Source organism: Shinella yambaruensis (assembly GCF_022899355.1).
GTDB classification, from domain to species: domain Bacteria; phylum Pseudomonadota; class Alphaproteobacteria; order Rhizobiales; family Rhizobiaceae; genus Shinella; species Shinella yambaruensis.
This window is the reverse complement of record NZ_JALJCK010000012.1, coordinates 160,717-180,974: the sequence shown is the minus strand read 5'-3', so window position 1 is coordinate 180,974 and position 20,258 is coordinate 160,717. Positions and strand designations below refer to the sequence as shown.

Sequence of the window (20,258 nt, the reverse complement as noted above, 5' to 3'; positions counted from 1 at the left end):
GGCCGTCCCCACGCGTTCGGTGTGTCCCGGCCGAACGTCCCTCCCCAACAGTCAGGCGGATGCACAGACATGGACGGATTCGAAAGCCGCTTCTTCCCAGCCGAAGACGGACTGATGCTGCATGCCCGCGATTATGCACCAGCCGCGGCCGACGGCCGGCTGCCGCTCGTCTGCCTGCCCGGCCTCAGCCGCAACGGGCGCGACTTCCACCCGCTTGCCCTGCGCCTCGCGCAGGATCCCGCCGCGCCACGCCGCGTCATCGCGCTCGATTACCGCGGGCGCGGGCTTTCGGCCCATGACGGCAATGCGGCCAACTACACTGTCGCGGTGGAATGCCGGGACGTCCTCACCGCCCTGTCCGCCTTCGGCCTCTCCCGCGCGCTTTTTGCGGGGACCTCGCGCGGCGGGCTGATCCTGCATGTCATGGCGGCCGTGCGGCCCGACTGCATTGCGGGCGCGATCCTCAACGATATCGGACCGGAAATCGAAGCGGACGGCCTCAAGGAGATTCGCGACTATCTTTCCCGCGCGACCTTTCCCGCCAGTTTCGCGGCGGCGGCCGAGGGGCTGAGGGCGCTGCACGGCGCCACCTTCCCTGCCCTTTCGGACGCCGACTGGCACGACATGGCCGAAGCGATCTATGCCGAGCGGGACGGCCGGATCGTCGCCGACTTCGATCCCGGGCTGACGGACCAGCTGCAGGCCATCGACTTTTCAAAGCCGCTTCCGACGCTCTGGCCGCAATTCGAGCTGCTGGCGCAAAAGCCGCTGCTCGTGGTGCGCGGCGAACAGTCCGGGCTGTTTTCCCGGCAGACGCTTGCCCGCATGGCGGCCCATGCCGCCACCGTCCGCACGGTGACCGCGCCGGGACAGGGCCATGCCCCGCTCCTGCACCATGTCGACGTCTTCCCGTCGGTCGAGGCGTTCCTCGCCGGCCTGGACGGCTGAACCCCGCGCCATACCCCCGTGTTCCGCCCGCGCCTCCCGCAAGGCGCGGCCCGAGGGGCGCTCCAAAACGAAAAGACCCGGCTCGAAAGCCGGGTCTCCCATCACTGACAGAGGTCAGATCAGTTTAGAACGAACGCTGCAGGCGGACGAAGCCGGACCAGTCGTCCTGGCCGCCCTTGGCACCGCCGCGCGGGCCGTCGACGTCGGTGTACTGCAGGCTGACCTTGGCGGTCAGGTCGGTCACGATCGTGTAGTCGAGCGTGACGCCAGCGCGCCATGCATCGCGGTCGCCGACATAGTCGCCGCTCAGATCGTAGTCGATCGTGCCCCAGTACTGGAAGCCGGGGGTGATGGCCAGCTTGTCGGTCAGGTTAGCCTTGTACGAGGCAGCGACCGACCATTCGGAGGCGTCCCAGTAACGGTTTGCGCCCGACGACCAGACGGCTGCGCCCTGCAGGGTGCCCGGGCCGACGTCAGCGGAGATGAGGCCGCGGATGTTGCCGTTTTCGGCGTCGAAGTCGTAGGAGCCGAGCAGGTCAGCGCTGACAGCGCCGAACGAGCCGGTTACAACGCCCGAGATGCCGAGGTTGTCTTCGAAGCGCGACCAAGCCTTGTTGGCGAACGATTCGAGAGCGACCGTAGCGGAGAAGGCGCCGCCTTCGTACTTGTACGAGATGGCGTTCAGCAGCGTGTTGCCGCCGATGACGTTCAGGAAGCCGCCATCGAGAGCGTCGGTTTCGCCGTTGATGCCCTTATCCCACTCCGTGTAGAAGTAGCCGGCCTTGAAGCCGCCGAGCTGGATCCATGCGCCGTCCAGGAAGGTGTCCTGGTGGGAGTCAGCCTGAAGGTCGATGTGGCCGGTCAGCGTGCCGAGCTCGGTGTCGCTCTTGGCGTCGAGCGAGATGTAACCACGCGTACCAACGCGGTAGCCAGCGTCGTTGCCGACAGCGTTTTCAGCGAAGTCAACCTGGAAACGGACGTAACCGCTGATCTGCAGGCAGGTTTCGGTGCCCGGAATGTAGAAGTAACCCGTGCCGAATGCGTCGCAAACGCGAACGTATTCCATCGGCTCCGGCTCGGCGGCAACGATAGCGTCGGCGGCCTGAGCGCCGGAGACTGCTGCGAGAGCAGCAGCGGAGCCGATGAGAAGGCTCTTGATGTTCATTTTCTGACCTCCAGTCAAAAAGTTTCAAACGGGTCTGGGTTTTTTGCTGAAGGACAGCGTTCCCTGCCCCATCCCCAAGTTCAGGAAGCGGACGATCAACCGCCCCTGCTTCCGAAGGTGAAAATACAAGACGCGCCTCCGTAAGCAATCTCCAAACTGAAAGGAGGCAGGGTTTGTGTCAGCCTTCGCCCCGCGCTGTTGCGGAAAGGACACAAAATGGCGGGGCAGATCGCTAAAAGTTTATGGATCCTTAACAAAAGGCCTTATGAAGCGGGCACTTAGCCGGGCGGTTTTTCCGAATCCTCCCGCCATAGACCGGGCAAAAAGAGGGCGAAGCCTGCGCTTTAACGTGGCAGACGGGCATTTTTCCCGCCGCCGCTCCCCATCGTCAACGCCCCGGCAGGACCGGAAACGGGAATCGGCACGGCCCGTTTCGGGAGTGGTTCGGGAGAATCAGGCGGCGGACTTTACGAGGATATGGACAGGGCGCGCGCAGCGAACGAAACGGCCTTCGTTCACGCCGGCGACGGGATGCCGCCCGCCCGTCATATATATAATGTCGAACAGGACGCATTTCAGCACGCAGAAAAGAGGCCTGCCCCCGGCACGCCAGGGGCCGGCGGCGCGCGATGCTGCTTTTTCTGACTGGAGGTCAGAAAATGAACATCAAGAGCCTTCTCATCGGCTCCGCTGCTGCTCTCGCAGCAGTCTCCGGCGCTCAGGCCGCCGACGCTATCGTTGCCGCCGAGCCGGAGCCGATGGAATACGTTCGCGTTTGCGACGCATTCGGCACGGGTTACTTCTACATTCCGGGCACCGAAACCTGCCTGCGGATCAGCGGCTATGTCCGTTTCCAGGTTGACTTCGCTGAGCATGGCCGCAGCGGCTCCACCGGCGCCTGGCTGACGAATGACGCTGCCTACAAGACCAATACCCGTGGTTATCTCTCCATCGACGCCAAGAGCGACACCGAGCTCGGCACGCTGACCGGCCACATCGACCTCCAGAGCGACTCTGGTGCCGACACTTTCCTGGACGGCGCATGGATCCAGCTCGGCGGCTTCAAGGCCGGCTACTTCTACACGGAGTGGGATAAGGGCATCAACGGCGAAACCGACGCTCTCGACGGCGGCTTCCTGAACGTCATCGGCGGCAACACGCTGCTGAACGCCATCTCGTACAAGTACGAAGGCGGCGCCTTCTCCGCCACGGCTTCGCTCGAGACCTTCGCAACCAACACCTGGTCGGAGTTCTCCGACAACCTCGGCATCTCGGGCGTTGTCACCGGCTCGTTCGGCGCTGTCAGCGCTGACCTGCTCGGCTCCTACGACTTCGACGCCGAAAACGGCAACATCCGCGGCCTCATCTCCGCTGACGTCGGCCCGGGCACCCTGCAGGGCGCAGCCGTCTGGTCGTCGGGCGCAAACCGTTACTGGGACGCTTCCGAATGGTCGGTCGCTGCCTCGTACAAGGCTAACCTGACCGACAAGCTGGCCATCACCCCCGGCTTCCAGTACTGGGGCACGATCGACTACGATCTGAGCGGCGACTATGTCGGCGACCGCGACGCATGGCGCGCCGGCGTCACGCTCGACTACACGATCGTGACCGACCTGACCGCCAAGGTCAGCCTGCAGTACACCGACGTCGACGGCCCGCGCTTCGATGGCAAGAAGAGCGGCATGGACGACTGGTCCGGTTTCGTCCGCCTGCAGCGCTCGTTCTGATAGAATAGCGACCGAAAATAGAAAACCCGGCTGTAAGCCGGGTTTTTGTTTTCTGCTAATTTAGGGGATGTTTTAGCAGGAATCCAGCAATCATTTTGTGCAACCACTGCGCGATGCATGCGCCGCGGGGTCCCCAAATGCAAAAAGTTGCCCCAAATTTTGGCAACTACAACCTGAACTATAATTTTTCTTCATTAATTCAGCCAAAAATATCAAAGCGTGTTACATTGCGCTGGCTGCTTGATCGCTATAGCGACGTGCTTTGGGAGCCGGGATCTCACAAATATAATGTCCTGTCCTTCGTCGGGGAGCTCGACGAAATCCTTCTCGGCACAACCTTTACGGATTTCACCGACGCGATGGTGGACAGCCTGATCGCGGCGTTGCGCAAGCGCGGCAACAGCAATGCCACGATCAACCGGAAGATGGCTGCGCTCAGCAAGCTGCTGCGCAAGGCATACCGGATGGGCGACATCGAGAGCCTCCCGGAATTCAAGCGCCAGCGGGAAAAGGCTGGCCGTATCCGCTTTCTCGATCCCGACGAGGAGGCGCGGCTTTTTGCAAGGATCCTTGAAATATCCGATCTTTACGGTCGCCTCTGCATCTTCCTCGTCGATACCGGCGCGCGGCTCGGCGAAGGCATCGGCCTTCGATGGCAGGACATCCAGGGCGAGCGCGTCACCTTCTGGCTGACCAAGAGCGGCAAAAGCCGTTCCGTGCCGCTTACCGAACGCGCGGCCGCCGCCATCCACGCGTCGGACAGGCGAAAACGCGGCCCCTTCGCGGGCATCGCCCAGCCAAAATTCCGCGCGGCCTGGAACGAGGCGAAGCAGACGGTGGGACTGGGCACGGATCCCGACGTCGTGCCGCATATCCTGCGCCACACCTGCGCTTCACGGCTTGTCCAGGGCGGCATCGATATCAGGCGCGTCCAGACCTGGCTGGGCCACCAGACCCTGCAGATGACCATGCGCTACGCGCATCTCGCCTCCAGCGACCTGGACATCTGCGTGCCCATTCTGGAACGCGCGGCCCGCCGCAAGGCAGGCTGACGATTTTCCGGACGTGTCTGGGAGCCTTGCCGAAGCACAAGGAACTGGCGGAGAAGAAGTCCGCCTAATAAACAGTCGCTCTCATTCGCCCCTGTCCGCGACCCGTTTGTTTTTCTTGCATTCTTTGCTTCCGTCGCTCACAGTCGTTCGCAAATGTTCTCCGCCATCAAAATTTCAAAGTGGGGAAGAAAGTGGGGAAGGCATGGCGCGCGCCCTTCAGAAGCTGTCGGATGTTCTGGTTAAGTCCGCAAAACTCAAGCCTGGTCGACATAGTGACGGCGGTGGCCTCTATCTGAATGTCACCCCGACAGGCTCCAAATCTTGGCTGTTCATGTGGACGGTCGGAAGAAAACGGCGCGAAATGGGTCTTGGCCCTTATCCGGCCCTTTCACTTGCCAAGGCGAGAGTGAAGGCCGGAGAGGCGCGGGAGGCGGTTGCCGAGGGACGAGACCCGATTGCAGAGAAGGCCAAGGAAGACGAACCTACCTTCGCCGAATGCGTCGAGAAATTCCTCGGCAGCATGGAAGGCCAGTGGCGGAACGATAAGCACCGGGCTCAATGGCGCATGACGCTCGGGGACGCCTATTGCAAGCCGATTTCCTCGAAGCGGGTATCGCAGATCGGCACCGATGAGCTGTTGCGCGTCCTTTCCCCGATATGGAACGAGAAGAACGAGACAGCTTCGCGAATCCGGGGACGGATCGAACGCGTGCTGGATTTCGCGAAGGCGAAAGGATGGAGGGAGGGCGAAAACCCTGCCCTTTGGCGCGGGCATCTGAAATCCCTTCTCCCGGCCCGGCAGAAGCTTCAGCGTGGACATCACGCGGCTATGGACTATGGCGGAATGCCTGCTTTCATGGCGTGTCTACGCGAAGCAGATGGCACAGCGGCCCGGGCGTTGGAGTTCGCTATACTGAATGCATCCCGGTCAGGCGAGGTGCTTGGGGCGCGATGGGATGAAATTGACGACCATGCGAAGACATGGACGATTCCCAAGGAGCGAATGAAGGCTGGCCGCGCCCACGTCGTGCCCCTCTCGGACGCGGCCCTTTCCATTTTGACATGCATGAAGGAGGTAGCGGTAGGCGATTACGTCTTTCCCGGAGCAAAGCCGAAGCGCCCACTCTCCAATATGGCCATGACCGCGGTCATGAGAAGGTTGAAATTAGGGCATCTGACGGTCCATGGTTTCCGCAGCACCTTTCGTGATTGGTGCGGTGACAAGACGACGTTCCCGCGAGATGTTGCGGAGATGGCGCTGGCTCATCGGGTCGGGAATGCCACCGAGCAGGCCTATCGTCGAGCTGATGCGCTTGAAAAACGCCGGAGGCTGCTTGTCGCTTGGTCGAAGTTTCTGGAATCGAAAGCTTCCGGCAACGTCATAACGTTGACGAGGAAAGCAAATGGCTAGGTTTGCACCGCGACTCCCACTCTCTTCATTCGCCGGCCCGATGCCCGAACTGAATCTCTCGGAGGCGGAATGGAAAGAGCTTGAGACGCTGCTAGAGGTAGAAATCCCGGACACCGCAAGGTCCACGCTTCTCCAACTTGTCGATGTTTTCTTTCGCCGCAAACGAGCAGAGGACAATGCGGAGACCTATACGGAAGCCTTACGGGCAATAGAGCGTATGGAAAAACAGTTGGCCGGCTTCTTGACACTTATCCACGAGCCCGGCCAATCGGACGCAGATCATAAGGCAATGTCAGATCTCGAACACGCCTTGAGTTCGGGCGACATTCCTCTTTCCTCGGCGCGGCTTTCGATACGCGACTCCAACACCAGGGAGGAGCATGCGCCGATGTTTCCCTCCACCTACACACTAACCCTGGATGACGCGAGTAACGTCGCAATTGAAATCAAAGTCGCACTGAACCGCGTTCGAAAGCGCTACGAAGAGGAAATTGCCGCGAAAGCCAAGAATTTTGTGCCGGGTTCAGCTTTCAGTCGTTTCGGGCTCGCCGTCAGAAAATGGGCGGATGAAAACGACTTCCCGAAGGCTTTGCGGGATCAAACGAATAGACCAAATGGAACACCCCTGGCTTGTTTTCTGTTTCAACTCTCTCGCCGCTTCCCCGAGGAATTCGCCGCCGGCTTCGCCAGTGCGGACGCTCTTGGGCGAAAGCTGGATGACGACAGGCGCGATGAACAGAAGGCCGCCCCTTCAGATTAGCCCGCATGTTTCCGGCTCTATTCTGGATGGTACTATCCATAATAGATGGTTGAACTAATTTCGCATTTTGGAGCGTCTCAAACCTAAGCAACCGTGTGACCATCCTTACGCTTTGTAGCGAACAAGGACGAAGACACATGACAAAAATCGCAGTAACTCTCCCCGAAGCAGTCGCATTGAGTGGGATTGGTCGCACCAAGCTCTACGAGCTGTTCAAGGATGGTGCGCTGAAGCCGCGCAAGGTTGGGACGCGCACCCTCATCATCGTTGAAGAGCTTGAGGCTTACCTCAAGAATCTTCCGGTTGCCGCTTAACGGAGGCGACCATGAAAAGGAAGAACCCCGCCACGGGTATCCGGGGCGAGGCTCGAAATATCCAGCATCTTGGCGGAGCTGATGTTTCGAACCTTACCGAAAATCCCGACAAATCTCAATCTGAAATGCTGGCGGCCCGCTCCGTCATGCGTCGTTTCGGCGTGTCGTATTTCCACGCCCTGACCGTCTGCCAGCTCTCCGGCCTTGGAGGTACGGCAGCATGAAAAAGCTCACCCTTCGCGCAGTCATCACCCTGCCGGACGGCTCCCAAAGCCTGCCGGTCACCGTCATCGGGAGGGATGCCTGGATGCTTGATCAGCTCATCGAAGTCGGCTCCCGCGGCCTGACATCGATCGAGCGGCCGGCCCCAAGGATTTCCCACTACTGCTGGAAGTTGCGCGGCTTCGGTTTCGATATATCGACCGAATACGAAGAGCACGGCGGGCCATTCCCAGGCCGACATGGTCGATTTCGCCTCCTATCCAAGGTTCGCATCATCGCGGACAGCCGAAAGGCGGTGGCAGCATGAAGAATATCAAAGCTCGCCACATCGGTAGCAAGGAAATCAACGGCCGGCTGGTAGGGTTCTTTACTCCGCCGCACGGCGAGTCTGATTTCCTGTGGGTTGAGGTTGAAGCCCTCGCTAGGGCGTTTCTGCCAGAAGATGCAGCGCACCGGATGCTGGAGCATTGCCACAACTTCGACCGGGATAACCGGCCCGTGGTAGCTGCTCAAAATGGTAGCTCAATCGTGACGATCATGTGCCACGCCATGGCGCAAGGTCTCTGCGGTGCAATCGATCAACTACTACACGGCTATCAGAAGTCCGATGAGGAATGGGGCGGCGGTCCGGCAGAAACCGCGTACTGCATAGCTGCTGGCCAGATGATGGCTGACCATTGGCCGCTGCCCATCGCGCAGCTTGCCGAAGCCTTTCACAATCAGGGTGGTCCGTATATGCGGGGTGCGAAATGAGCGCCGCCCTCGAAGCCAGCTATATCCCCGAACTGGAGCAGGAAGTGCTTGGCGCCCTTCTCCTCTCTGGTGACGTCAAACACGTGCCCGGCTCTTTGGAGCCGGGACACTTCATCGAACCCTTCCACCGCGAACTGTTCGCCAGCGTGAAGCAGGCGGCAGAGCAGTATCGGTCCATCCGGCTGGATCTCGTCCGCAATGTGCTGGCCGCGACCGTCGACATGGAGGGGGTAGCAAAGCAGATCGGCATTCCCGTGCCGGAATACCTCGCCCGCCTGGTCGGTAGCACCGTCCGCGGCGCCGCCGGGCTGAAGGACAGCGTTCCTGCCATGATGCACCAGTGGGCGCGCTTCTCTTTGGGACGCGAGGCCGAACGCGTACTGCTGGCGGCCGCCGACCCGGGCACCAGCCCGGCGGATATCATCCGCACCGCGGCCCAGACCTTTGACGATGTGGCATCCAACTTGCGGCGCGGCAAGCATCGCAAGACCCTGTTCAGCATCGGCGAGGCTTCGGACAACGCTGTCTCCGCAGTGTCTGAAGCCATGAAGCAGGGCGGCGGCCTCACGGGCACCACCTGGGGCCTCACCGACGTAAACCGCGCCACGGGTGGAATACAGGCGGGGGAAATGACCATAATCGGCGCTCGCCCGTCGATGGGCAAGACGGCCGTGGCTCTCTCCATCGCCATCCAGGCGGCGCAAGCCGGTGCCGGTGTAGGATTTATCTCGCTGGAAATGGCAGCCCGCTCCTTGGCCTTGCGCGCCCTGACCGACATTGCCTTCAACGAACATGGTTCGATCGCCTATTCCGACCTCCTGACCGGCCGCGTCAGCGAAGCAGAGTTCGAACACATTGTCCTGTCGCAACGGAAGCTGGATGCTCTCCCGTTGATGATCGAGGACGCTTCCGGCCTGTCCATACCCGAGATCCGCGCCAAGGTCGATCGGATGGCGGAGAATGCCGAGCGGGCCGGCACGCCGTTGAAGGTGCTGGCGGTGGACTATCTCCAGCTCATCGCTGCCTCGGCACGCTATCAGGGCAACCGCACGGCGGAAATCACCGAGATATCGGCCGGCCTGCGCAATCTCGCCCGCGAGTACAATGTGGCGGTGCTGGCGCTCTCGCAGTTGTCGCGCCAAGTCGAGAGCCGAGACGACAAGCGCCCGATGCTCTCCGACCTGCGGGAAAGCGGGTCGATCGAACAGGACGCCGATACGGTCATCTTCCTGTTCCGCGAGGCCTACTATCTCGGAAAGGCCAAGGGCAAGAACGCCGATGAAGAGGCTGACCGCATGGAGAAGCTTGCGGCCTGCCAGAACAAGCTTGAGTTCATCATCGCCAAGCAGCGCATGGGCGCCACCAGGACGGTGGAGCTGTTCATTGACGTTGCCAGTTCCGCGGTGAGAAACGCAGCGAGGACATAGCATGGCACAGTTCCCTGCCTTCCCCCTTTGGACGGACGCTTATCTCGCCGATACGGGCCACCTGACCACGATCGAGCACGGCGCTTACATGCTCCTGCTCATGACCATGTGGCGCTCTGGCGGCTCCCTCCCGAACGACGATAAGCAGCTTGCCCGATATGCACGAATGACGGCTGCGCAGTGGGCTCGGATTAAGCCGACGATGATGCCGTTTTTCAGGGCCTCTCCTGACAGCATCACCCAAGGCCGTCTGACAGATGAGCTAGTTGCCGTCAGACAGAAAAGGGCCAAGCAGTCTGACAACGCACGGGCTAAGTGGCGGAAAAATAGAGATATTAGGCATGCCGATGCATATGCCACCGACCCCCATTCGCATATCCCGAATGGATGCCACCTTGATGCCTCCCAAACCCTGAACCTTAAAGAAGAAGATAAATCTTCTTCTCTCTTGTCCGAGACGGGTTCGGACCGGCAGCGGAAATCGAAGTCACCGGCTAGATATTCAGAGGCTTTCGAAGCCTTTTGGGAGGTGTATCCGCGAACACCGAACATGTCGAAGTCGAAGGCTATGGACGGTTGGAAGAAGCTAACCGAGGACGAGCGCACCGCCTGCCACCGCGCAGTGCCAGCCTACAAGGCTTTCCTCGCCTCAAAGCCAGATCACCCGACCATGCATGCGACGACGTTCATCAATGAGCGGCGCTTCGAGGGGTTCGTTGCCTCCGGCGACCCCACGAGTACGGCGGTTGATGACGCTCGTTGGATGACGCGGCTGAACTATGCGCGCACCAGCCGGATATGGGATTTCGCGAGGTGGGGGCCGTGCCCCGGCTCCGATGGTTGCCTGGTCCCGGCCTCCTTGCTCCAGGCCGGCGACGGTGACGGCTGGACGAAATACGAGGTGGCGGCATGACAGCGCCTGACGAACCGATGAGCGCTGCCGCTCGCTGGCTGGCCGCGCAGCCCGAGCCGATCTCGCATGTCATCCCCGCCCTGAAGGAGCGCTTTGGTCTCACCGGCTTCCAGGCCTGCCAGGCCATCGCGCTCGCTCGAAACATCACGCCCCGGCCAGGAGGCCAGAACGATGAATGAAGAGATTGAAACGGCCGCCCCTTGGGTTCGGCTTGAAATCGTAAGCGTGACGCTCAGCGCCTACTTCCGCGAAGACAGCAGGAACGACCTCGTTCTTGTTCAGACCATCACGGACATGCCGTGCATCGCGCTGGAGTTGGTAGCCACCGACAACAACCGGATGTCGGCAGGTATCATCTTCGGAAATCCACTCCCGGAGATCCGGCAAAACGCTGCGGGCCTTGCTGCGAGCTTCGGCGTGCCTCTCTTCGATTGCACGCTTCAGGCCGCGCGCCGGGCGCAGATGTGAGGGGCGGTCATGTCGATTGGTGACTACCTGCAAACCTGCCTCACCGTCTTCGCCGTATGCATCGTCCCGGCCTTTGGCCTCACCGTCTGGAGGCTAAACCGATGAACGCCGCCAATCGGATCGAGCCCGAGGAGGGCAACGTCATCGCGCTTGTCGATGCGTCGGCGGTCAGGCTCCACATTCTGCCGGACGAGGTGATGACGATTGCCGAGGCATCCGCACATGCCGGCAAGTCGACGAAGACAATCCGGCGATGGTGCGAGCAGTTCGGAATTGCGCGTCAGGTTCGAAAGAATTCTCCGCTTCAGGTGTCCCGGATCGCCCTCGATATGGTCATTCACGGCGACTGGCCGGCGCTGGAGCGACTGAAGGCCGGTGACCGCGGACATCGGCTCATCGGCTTCTATCGCACGCTCGCGGACCTCGATTGATCAAAAAAAGTTCCGCCAAATGTCCAACCATGTCCAACGGTGTCTAACTATGTCCAATTGATAAACTATTGAAATAACGTCATATTTAATGAAATCCAAAAGGGGTTTCGACCATGGCAGGCACTTTTCTTGATCTCTTTCGCGGCATGGGAACCGGTGGTGCCGGCGGCAACCAGATGACAGCGTCTGCGCCCCAGCAGGCACAGGGCGGATTCTTCGATCGCTTGGACCCAGATCTTTTGCTTTCGATCAGCACTGGCCTTCTGACCGGCAAGACCACGCAGGAACAGCTTGGCAATGCGGCCATGGGGTTTGCGAACTACCGCAAGGACGCGCGCCAGAGGAACCGCACGCTCGAAATACTGGGGAAGGACAGCCCTCAGCTCGTCCAAGCCGTCGAAGCCGGTATTCTCACCCCATCCGACGCCTTCAGCCTGCACTACAAAGAGGCACTGGAAGCGAAGAAGGCTCAGCGCCCTAGCCGGAAATTTCAGACCTTGCCCGATGGCACTTTCGGATGGGCAGACGAAAATGCGGGAACTTGGATGCCTCTGGGCACGGCGCCGAAGGAAAAGACCCAGCCCGCCCTTGCCCAGGAATACCAGTTCGCGCGGGAGAATGGTTTTGAAGGCGGCTTCACCGACTACGTTCAGTTGAAGCGCTCCGGCGGCGGCAGCGGTGATAATGCCGGCTTCAAGGTGCCGGGTGGCTATCGGCTGAAAGATCCAGCCAATCCGGGCCTCGGCGTCGAGCCCATTCCTGGCGGCCCCGCCGAGGAGATGCCGGGCGAGCTCGCAGCCCGCGTTGGCATGGCAAAGAGCTTCATCGCGAGAGCCCCGGACCTACGCAGGAAAATCCAGGATGGCCAGGTCACGGGCTGGTGGGACCAGGCCGTTGCCGAGGGTGGCTATGGTGAGAAGGGGCAGATCTACCAGGATCTGCAATCGGGAACTGATGCTCTCATGCGCCTCATGACCGGCGCGGGCATGAACGAAACCGAGGCCAGGCAATACGCTTCCCGGTATCTGCCCTCCGCCCGGGATACGGCGTGGAGTGCCGCAAGCAAGCTGGACCGCCTTGTCGAGGAACTTGAAGCAACGGCACATGAGGCCTCCCGTGGCCGCGGCGGCTTCCAATCGCCCCGCCAGCGCTCCGGCCGTATCGACGACCTCGTGCGGAAATACGGAGGCTGAGCATGGCCACGCTCGACCAGCTCGAAACTGCCCTCATCAACGCTGATGCAGCCGGCGACACGGAAGCGGCTACCGAGCTTGCCCGCGAGGTCGGCCGCCTGCGCCGGGAACAGGCTGCCGCGCAGGAGCCGGCACCAGAGGGCGATGGGATGGCTCTCAATGCGACGGCTGGCCTCAATCAGTCGATTTATAACACCCTCGGCGCGCCGGTCGATTTCTCCCGCTGGCTGATCAACAAGGGTATCGAGGGAGCGAACTACGTCACCGGCTCTGAAATGGACACCATCCCGACCGACAGTTTCGGCGGCAGCGAATCCATTTCCAGCATGTTCGGCGCCGTGGGCGTTCCCGAGCCGAAGGACATTCAGGCGCTCACACCGGAAGAACGGATAGCCCGAGGTGTCGGCGAAGGCGTCGGATATACCGTCACGCCTGCCGGTATCGTCGGTGCTGGTGCCCGTACCGGTGCCCTGACCGGGCGAGCCCTCGATACAGCAACCCGCATGCTCGGCTCGGGGAACAGCGTGGGGCGTCTGGCCGGTGACGCGATTGTCGGTGGTGCGTCCGGTGCCGGCGCGACGGCGGCCATGGAGGCCACGCCGGATAGGTACGATGCCCTGGCCGGGATGGGCGGCGGCATCATGGGCGGCGGCGTCGGCGCACTCGCCGCTGGCGTCCCAGCAATGCTCCAGAGTGGTTTCCGCACGGCACGGGACGCTGCTGCACCACTCTACCAGGCCGGCCGGGAACGCCTTGCAGCTCGGCAGCTCGCCGATAGCGCAACCGACCTCTCCACTTTCCGCCGGTCGTTGGAAGAACCTGCACAGGATCTGGTATCCGGTTCTCAGCCGACGACGTTCCAGGCGACGGGAGACATGGGCGTCGGCGGGCTTGAGCGCGGCATCCAGACGAAGCGGCCCGAGGTTTTCCAGCAGCGGCGCGTTGATCAGAATTCCGCCCGCCTCTCCGCCCTTGAAGGCGTCCAGCGCGACGGCTCACCCGAAAAGGTGGCCGATGCCGCCCGTCAGATCGTCCAGGCCGTCAGCGAGCGTGCCCAGGCCGCCTATGATGATGTTGTGGCGCGGGCGACGGCCGGTGCCGATGAAGTCATGGCGGGCGCACGCCGATCGGTTGATGAAGCGTCGGCGGAAATGGGCCTTCTGAACCAGCGCATGGGAGAAGGCGCTGGAGCCCGCGCCAGCGGCGATGCAATGCGTTCCTCCCTTGAGGAGGCCCGCGCCGCTGCGAAGGCCGCCGAACGCTCGCTTTGGGAGGCCGTTGACCCGGATGGTTCCTTGGCTCTTCCCGCACAGAACACCCGGCAGCAGGCCACCACCCTGATTGCCGAGCTTCCCCGATCCGCGAAGCCGCCGAGCGGTGAGGAGGGGGCCATCTTCGACGTGGTGAGCCAGTACGGGGACACCATCCCGTTTTCCGAGCTGACCGCGCTTCAAAGCCGGATCAAGGCTGAGATGCGCGCTGAGCGCCGCAGCTTCGGGGAGACGCCCGCCTATCGCCGCCTGTCCATGTTGAGCAAGGCGACTGATGCTGATATTGAAATGGCAGTCGCGGGCAAGATCCAACAGGAAGCGCAGGCCGTTGCCAGCGGGCAAATGGCTGAGGCTGACACGCTCGCTGCGCGTTGGGGCTCCCTTGTCGAACAATCTCGAAATCGATGGCTCGAAAATCGCGGACGCGGAGCTGGTGAGGGAGCTTTCGAAAGCACTGGAACCGTTGGAGCCGGCCGACAGGCCTTTATTTCTCCAGCATCTGGAGGCGGAAGCCAAGCGCGGAGCGGACATAACGACGCTTCGAGCAATCCGGGCGTACAGGAAACGGGCCTCCTCCCCAACTTCGACCCCGGCGCCCGAGACCGACTAGACGCCGCCCGCACGGCCACCCGCGAGCGTGTCGAAACCTTCGACAACAAGACGCTCGGTCCTATGCGCCGCCGCCCCGCCTATGCGGCTCCTTATGACATGGCCGCGGAGTCTGTCCCGGCCAAAGTGTTCTTTGGCCGGCCGGAGAGCGCCCGCGCCATCGATCAGTACCGCCGTGCGGTCGGACAAGAAGTCGCCGATCAGCAACTCCAGCAATATGCCGTTTCAAAGCTGAGACAGGCGGCGTCCAACGCGGACGGTTCCGTGAACCTGTCCAAACTGGACACCTGGCGCCGGTCCCATGCCGAAGCGCTCGACAAGCTTCCTGCTCTTCGCCAGCAGGTGGACGAGCTGGCGCACTCCGCACGCGGTCTTGCTGACAGGACGGAGGCGGCCACTCGCATTGGCAAGGCCGCGGCGAAAGTGTCGAATGCCCAGATTGCTGAAGCCGCTCGCCGGCAACGCCTCATGACGGACGCTGCGCAGCGCAGCCGCCTCGGCAAGGTGATGAACGCTGACAGCGCCGACGCCGTGGTGAAGCAGATCGGGAGCGTCTTTGCCCGCAAGGATGCCGGTGCCGAGATGTTGAAGCTGAACCTTGCCACGCGAGGCGATCCGGAAGCGCGGGCCGGTCTTCGCCGCGCCGTGGTTGACCACATTCTCGGAAAGTTCGTCGGCAATGCCGAGGCCGGTACGAGCGGGCAGTCCCTTATCAAGGGTGAGGCGTTTCAGACCTTCGTCAAGGAAAAGGCAGGTGCGTTGCGCGCCGCCGGCTTCAGTGATGACGAAATCAAGACCATCCAGAACATAGCGGCCGACATTCGCCGGTCAAACCGCTCGATTTCTGCGCTGCGCATCCCTGGTGGCAGCAACACCGCGCAGGACATCTACGCCGCGGCAAAAAGCGATGCTGCCAGCTCCATCCTTTCCCGGCTGCTCGGCGCATATGCTGCCGGCGGCAGCATCGTGTCCGTGGTGGGCGGCAAGATGGCTTCAGCCCTTCGCGAGGCAGGGTTTCAGAGCGTCGACGATATTCTGGCCGATGCCCTGCTGAATCCGACCCGCGCAAAACTTCTCCTTCAGAAGATGCCGACCAGGACGGATAGCGGCGCGATCGACCGTCTTGCGGAGCTTTATCGTCGGATGCCGGTTGCCACCGCCGGCACCACTCAGGGCGAAGGGGATAGGCAGAAGAAGGCGGCAAGGCTCGGCGGCGGCAATCAAACCCACCAGTGGATCGCGCAGCGCCTCAGCACCTTCGGCGGCATGGGCGACAATGAAATCAGCGGCGTCATGGATGCCCTGCGTTCGGATCGCTCAGGCGCGGCCGGCAAGGTCATGAAAGACCTCATTGGCCTGGAGGGCATGAAACTCTCCGAGACCGATAAGGCGGCGGCGATCCGCTACATCCTTGAAGGCACGCTTGGGCAGAGCCCAAACTCGCCCGCTTCCAGGTGGCAGGGGCAGCGCAGCGGGAACGCCGACAAGATACCGCTGGAAATCACGGTTCCTGTCCGCGTGAGATGAAAACGGAGCCTGCAACGGCGATCGAGACGAGGAAGAACATGGCACGACCAAGCAAATTCCAGCCTGCCTATTGCGACCTTGTGATTGAGCACATGGCCGAAGGCGCAAGCCTGACTTCATTCGCCGCCGAAATCGGCGTGGCGCGTTCGACGATCAACGAATGGATGGAAGCCCATTCCGACTTTGCGGACAGCGTAAGGATTGCCAAGGCGAAGTGCGCGGCCTGGTGGGAGCAGCGCGGGCGAGAGTTGGCCGTAGAGGGCGGCGGCAATGCGGCGCTCGTCATGTTCGGCCTAAAGAACATGGGGGCCGACGACTGGCGCGAAAAGCAGGAAGTCGAACAAAGAACGACGGTCGAAGCAGCAGATCCGCTTACGGCTCTGCTGGCGCACATTGCAGAGCATGGCAAGCGGATTCATGATCAATAGGCTTTGGCGAAGGGGGCACGCATTGACTCACCTATAAGGCAGGACGAGCATTTGCCGTGCGAATGGTGTCGGGGACGGAAACTCATAAATGCCTCTCAGCGAGGCCCTATGTCCGTTTTCGGGGTTTTCGGAAGCTTACGCGCGCGAGCGAAGCACCTGTCGGTTAGCATTTGTCCGGAGAGCACGGCTTGGCGCCCGCGGTAGAACTATCCCACCTCCGAGAAGGCCTTGAAGACAAATCGCGGAATCAATAGATTCGATCATGGCGCTGCTATGCGGCGCTTTCCTTGTTGATCACCAACGTTGTCAGTGAGGTAGAAATGATCTCCAAGATGTTTGATCGCCCGGTCTATCTGAAAGAGCGGAAGGATCTGGTGAGGGAAATCACGTGCGTGGAAGACGCGATCGACTTCCTTGAGGAATTCCCCGAGCGGGACCGCGATCTGATCCACGATGCAACCCTGAAGACCTGCTACATGGCACACGACGGGCATAAGCCGCTTCGCGTGGCTCGTGATGCAATCCGGGCGTACGGAAAGAAAAAGGGCCTTCTCGTGAAGGAACCCGCCGTCCAGCCGTGGATGGTCAAGCCGTCCACCGGCGGCGGGCGCGTTTCCCTCTGAATCAAATATCGATGGCGGGAGGCTGCGAATGCGGCCTCTCGTTTTGGTCGAGATAAACTCACACGGGAAGGCCGACGCAGGCCCGGCGCAACACCGACAGTAAAGGTCGGCCGACGATCTGCAAACCATCGCTATTATCTTCCGGATGTCAGGTATGATGTGCACCTGCGTCCGGTCAGGCACATAATAGAAGTTGCTTTCGCCTATCGACTCCTTCGATCAGACATTGCATCCTACGCTTGGGCTAATTTAGGAGGGGCGGAGTTGGGTTCGATTGGCTTCAAACTGCGACTATTCCGGTGCACGAACACTTCATGCGCGGCAACGGAATGGCGGACAAAAGGGGGAGACGGCCGAACTTCCGTGGAGACATGCACGTTTTGCCGAAACGGCCGCGTTATCGAAGTGGACCAAATCCGCACGGTAGTTCGGACCAGGCCGCGCCAAGCATGATGTGCGTGCTCCGTCGGGATGCCCTTGTTATCCGCGTCATCCTCTGTCGATTGGGTAGAGTTTGAATGATCCATTCACGCCGATAAAGGCTATGCCCGCTGACACCATCCTCATATATCGCCTGACGCCCGTCCAGATCGCGCTTATCAATCGCCTGGCCGCTAGCGACGGGATCGCGATGGACGGCCTCACTTACCCCGATCTGGTCGCTCACCAAGAGCTAGAGAAACTCGGCTTTGCTGAAATGCGCGTCGGGCCCCGAAAGAAGATCAAGGTCGTCATTACCGATCAAGGGCTCCAGGTACGGGCGGCCGGCTACATCTCGAAGAAACCCGTTGTTCGCCTAACAGCGCCGCAATTCCTCGCCTTGCGCTTCCTCGCTGAACGGCCGCGGCATTTCAACGACATCCCCGCGCAGATGAAGGATACAGTGCGCAGGCTGCGACTGCGGGGCTGGGCAACTGGCGAGGAGGATGCCGAGGGGCTGTTCTGGACCGTGTTGACGGTGGAGGGATGGGAGCTTTTGAAACTGCTCGATTATTGAGGGCTGGCTGTGGTTACGAAATCGATCAATATTTTGAAAGTACGCGAGGGAGATGATAGAGAACCGCCATTCCATCTTGGATTTTCACAACACGGATTAAGCAGCCCCATGAAAACTGCTCTGCTCGCCGGCTTCTTCACGCTCTCCGTCAGTCTCGGTAGCCCAGCTTCCGCAGCTTTGTCGGGCTTCTTCGATGCGGCCGAGCAGGTCCAGGCCATTATGAGCAGCACTGATGTATCCTCGGCCATGAAGGAAATGCCGTTTGACACGCTTGAGCAAGTCCGGACCCGCGACAACGGTGATGTGGAATGGCGGGTACAGAACTCCGAATGCTATGTCATCGCCACGTTGAAGCCGATCCCTCCAGAGGCGCTGGGCAAGACGACCTATGAAGTTGTGGGTGTGTCGGCCTGTGAAGGAAGTGACGAGGAAGATCCCGCAGAGTAATCCGCTTTGCCGATAATGCGTCTGACCGCGGGTCATCGGCGCTGCCCTAAGCGCCGTGACACTGTTCTTTTAAGGCGACGATGCATTGAGGAAGATCATCGTCATCGCCTGCATCCTGATTGCCGGCCTGTCTCTGGCGAGCTGTGCCGGACGCCAATGCAGTGATTGGCCGGGGACTTGCATTATTCAGTGACAGGCTGGCTGCGGGGCAACAATGTCAAGCGAAGCGAGGAATTGCCCCCCTTAGCGAATTGAAGAACTGACCCCTTCATTGGTTTGCGGTTTCGTTGGTTTCGAGCGCCGGTCCGGCCTTCTGCAGAAGGCCGGACCGGCGCTTTTCGCGAAGGCGATAGCTGTCGCCGCGGATGGTGATCACCGTCGAGTGGTGAAGCAGGCGGTCCAATATCGCCGTGGCGACGACCGCGTCCCCAAAAACATTTCCCCATTCGCCCACCGAGCGGTTGGAGGTGATCAGGATCGAGCCCTTTTCGTAGCGCCGGGACACCAGTTGGAAGAACAGGTGGGCGGCGTTGGCCTCGAAGGGAAGGTAACCCAGTTCATCGATGATCAGCAGTTTCGGCCGCGACAGGAGTGTGAGCTGTTTGTCGAGCGTGCCGTCGCCGTGGGCCTTGGCCAGCATCGCTACCAGCGTCGCCGCTGTGACGAACTGTACGTTATAATTCTGCCGGATTGCTTCGCGGCCGAGGCTCACGGCCAGATGGGTCTTCCCCGTTCCAGGCGGCCCGAGGAACAGGACCGCGGCGTGAAGCCCCAGTACCGGGCGAAGGCATGCAGGCGCGCGTTGAACCTCACCTCCCGCGTCACCGCATCATGATGCTCGACGAGCGCCTTCGCATTGTCGATCAGAACTTCCGCCGGAACCCCGCCAAACCGCAGGAACGCACCTTCCATGCCCTCGAACCAGTCTGCCTGGCGTTCCCGCAGCGAAGGCCGGATATGCAGCCGGCGCGAATAGCCCAGCGTCCCGACGAACAGGTGAATCCGAACACGTTCGCCGCCGATCCAGACCTTCGTGTCGCCGAAGTCGATCTGCATCTGATGGCCCGGGGGCGTCTCGAAGCGCACCGTGGCCCGCTGCTGCGCCTTCAATTCCCGCCGCCACGGCTTCACCCGTAACTCGACAGAGCGAAGCCCGATCACGATCCCATGTTCGCTGGCCAGTTCCTGCCGGATGACATCGGCATTGCCGTTGTGACGGAAGAAACGCTCCCGAAGCCAGTCGTCCAGACCGTCGAAGGCCGTGCGGCGAACCGGCTGGCGATACGCAACAACACCGCCTTCGCGAAGGTAACGGCGAACCGTATTGCGAGCGCAGCCGAACTCCTGCGCAATCCGTTTGGCTCCCCAGCCGTGCTCGTGAAGGCGCATCATGGCCATCACTTCTTCCGCTTGAAGCATCCCATCTCCCTGCATTGTCCCAGACAATGCAGGGTGCACCCGAATCTCAATCGTCATCCATTCGTCCTCTCAAAAGAGAGGGGTCAGTTCCTCGTTTCGAGCGGGGGGCACTTTCTCATTTCGCCCGACAAAAGCGTTAGCGCGACGGCAATC

Annotated in this window: 21 protein-coding genes and 2 pseudogenes; 20 read left to right on the top strand and 3 right to left on the bottom strand. The window is 61.2% G+C overall.

The window, feature by feature from the left end:
- The first annotated feature begins 69 nt into the window (after positions 1-69).
- The gene (locus MUU56_RS25415) at positions 70-948 is read left to right on the top strand and encodes an alpha/beta fold hydrolase (RefSeq protein ID WP_244770061.1); all 879 of its coding nucleotides are present in this window, start codon (positions 70-72) and stop codon (positions 946-948) included.
- 124 nt (positions 949-1,072) lie between these two features.
- Here the strand turns inward: MUU56_RS25415 and MUU56_RS25410 are convergent, their stop codons facing one another.
- A complete protein-coding gene (locus tag MUU56_RS25410) occupies positions 1,073-2,113 on the bottom strand; it encodes a porin (protein WP_244770060.1) in 1,041 nt (346 codons plus the stop codon).
- Between the two features lie 659 nt (positions 2,114-2,772).
- On the opposite strand from MUU56_RS25410, the gene MUU56_RS25405 reads away from it, so the two are divergent.
- The 19 genes from MUU56_RS25405 (at position 2,773) to MUU56_RS25315 (ending at position 18,686) form a co-directional block, all read left to right on the top strand.
- The gene (locus MUU56_RS25405) at positions 2,773-3,840 is read left to right on the top strand and encodes a porin (protein WP_244770059.1); all 1,068 of its coding nucleotides are present in this window, start codon (positions 2,773-2,775) and stop codon (positions 3,838-3,840) included.
- A 113-nt stretch (positions 3,841-3,953) separates the two neighbouring features.
- Positions 3,954-4,892 carry a tyrosine-type recombinase/integrase gene (locus MUU56_RS25400; RefSeq protein WP_398433089.1) on the top strand — a complete coding sequence of 313 codons (939 nt, stop codon included), beginning with the start codon at positions 3,954-3,956 and terminating at the stop codon, positions 4,890-4,892.
- A 202-nt stretch (positions 4,893-5,094) separates the two neighbouring features.
- Positions 5,095-6,303 (top strand): tyrosine-type recombinase/integrase, encoded by a 1,209-nt coding sequence (locus tag MUU56_RS25395; protein WP_244770057.1) that lies wholly within the window; start codon positions 5,095-5,097, stop codon positions 6,301-6,303.
- On the top strand, positions 6,296-7,063 hold the full coding sequence (locus tag MUU56_RS25390) for a hypothetical protein (RefSeq protein ID WP_244770056.1): 768 nt from the start codon (positions 6,296-6,298) through the stop codon (positions 7,061-7,063). Before MUU56_RS25395 ends, MUU56_RS25390 begins: the two co-directional genes overlap by 8 nt.
- A 137-nt stretch (positions 7,064-7,200) precedes the next feature.
- Complete coding sequence (locus MUU56_RS25385) at positions 7,201-7,377, top strand: helix-turn-helix transcriptional regulator (RefSeq protein ID WP_244770055.1); 177 nt, start codon at positions 7,201-7,203, stop codon at positions 7,375-7,377.
- 11 nt (positions 7,378-7,388) lie between these two features.
- Entirely contained in the window at positions 7,389-7,601 is a 213-nt protein-coding gene (locus MUU56_RS25380) for a hypothetical protein (protein WP_244770054.1), read from the top strand.
- Positions 7,598-7,906 (top strand): winged helix domain-containing protein, encoded by a 309-nt coding sequence (locus MUU56_RS25375; protein ID WP_244770053.1) that lies wholly within the window; start codon positions 7,598-7,600, stop codon positions 7,904-7,906. The genes MUU56_RS25380 and MUU56_RS25375 overlap by 4 nt, the downstream gene beginning before the upstream one ends.
- On the top strand, positions 7,903-8,352 hold the full coding sequence (locus MUU56_RS25370) for a hypothetical protein (protein WP_244770052.1): 450 nt from the start codon (positions 7,903-7,905) through the stop codon (positions 8,350-8,352). Before MUU56_RS25375 ends, MUU56_RS25370 begins: the two co-directional genes overlap by 4 nt.
- Entirely contained in the window at positions 8,349-9,779 is a 1,431-nt protein-coding gene (locus MUU56_RS25365; RefSeq protein WP_244770051.1) for a replicative DNA helicase, read from the top strand. Before MUU56_RS25370 ends, MUU56_RS25365 begins: the two co-directional genes overlap by 4 nt.
- Before the next feature lies 1 nt (position 9,780).
- Positions 9,781-10,692: a YdaU family protein gene (locus tag MUU56_RS25360; RefSeq protein WP_244770050.1), complete on the top strand. Its 912-nt coding sequence runs from the start codon at positions 9,781-9,783 to the stop codon at positions 10,690-10,692.
- Entirely contained in the window at positions 10,689-10,871 is a 183-nt protein-coding gene (locus MUU56_RS25355; protein WP_244770049.1) for a hypothetical protein, read from the top strand. The genes MUU56_RS25360 and MUU56_RS25355 overlap by 4 nt, the downstream gene beginning before the upstream one ends.
- Positions 10,864-11,160, top strand: a complete 297-nt coding sequence (locus MUU56_RS25350) for a hypothetical protein (RefSeq protein WP_244770048.1) — start codon at positions 10,864-10,866, stop codon at positions 11,158-11,160. The genes MUU56_RS25355 and MUU56_RS25350 overlap by 8 nt, the downstream gene beginning before the upstream one ends.
- 101 nt (positions 11,161-11,261) lie before the next feature.
- A complete protein-coding gene (locus MUU56_RS25345; protein ID WP_244770047.1) occupies positions 11,262-11,591 on the top strand; it encodes a hypothetical protein in 330 nt (109 codons plus the stop codon).
- 113 nt (positions 11,592-11,704) lie between these two features.
- Complete coding sequence (locus MUU56_RS25340; RefSeq protein WP_244770046.1) at positions 11,705-12,784, top strand: hypothetical protein; 1,080 nt, start codon at positions 11,705-11,707, stop codon at positions 12,782-12,784.
- Between the two features lie 2 nt (positions 12,785-12,786).
- Positions 12,787-16,191 (top strand): hypothetical protein, encoded by a 3,405-nt coding sequence (locus MUU56_RS25335; protein ID WP_244770045.1) that lies wholly within the window; start codon positions 12,787-12,789, stop codon positions 16,189-16,191.
- A gap of 38 nt (positions 16,192-16,229) precedes the next feature.
- Entirely contained in the window at positions 16,230-16,619 is a 390-nt protein-coding gene (locus MUU56_RS25330) for a DNA-packaging protein (protein ID WP_244770044.1), read from the top strand.
- A 320-nt stretch (positions 16,620-16,939) separates the two neighbouring features.
- Positions 16,940-17,242, top strand: a complete 303-nt coding sequence (locus tag MUU56_RS25325; RefSeq protein ID WP_244770043.1) for a DUF982 domain-containing protein — start codon at positions 16,940-16,942, stop codon at positions 17,240-17,242.
- A 544-nt stretch (positions 17,243-17,786) separates the two neighbouring features.
- Complete coding sequence (locus tag MUU56_RS25320) at positions 17,787-18,239, top strand: hypothetical protein (protein ID WP_244770042.1); 453 nt, start codon at positions 17,787-17,789, stop codon at positions 18,237-18,239.
- 108 nt (positions 18,240-18,347) lie between these two features.
- Positions 18,348-18,686, top strand: coding sequence for a hypothetical protein (locus MUU56_RS25315; RefSeq protein ID WP_244770041.1), 339 nt, complete (start codon positions 18,348-18,350; stop codon positions 18,684-18,686).
- A 268-nt stretch (positions 18,687-18,954) separates the two neighbouring features.
- Here the strand turns inward: MUU56_RS25315 and istB are convergent.
- A pseudogene (gene istB / locus MUU56_RS25310) lies at positions 18,955-19,443 on the bottom strand (IS21-like element helper ATPase IstB); the annotation flags it as partial.
- A pseudogene (gene istA / locus MUU56_RS25305) lies at positions 19,413-20,162 on the bottom strand (IS21 family transposase); the annotation flags it as partial. The pseudogenes istB and istA, both read right to left, overlap by 31 nt.
- Positions 20,163-20,258: the final 96 nt, after the last annotated feature.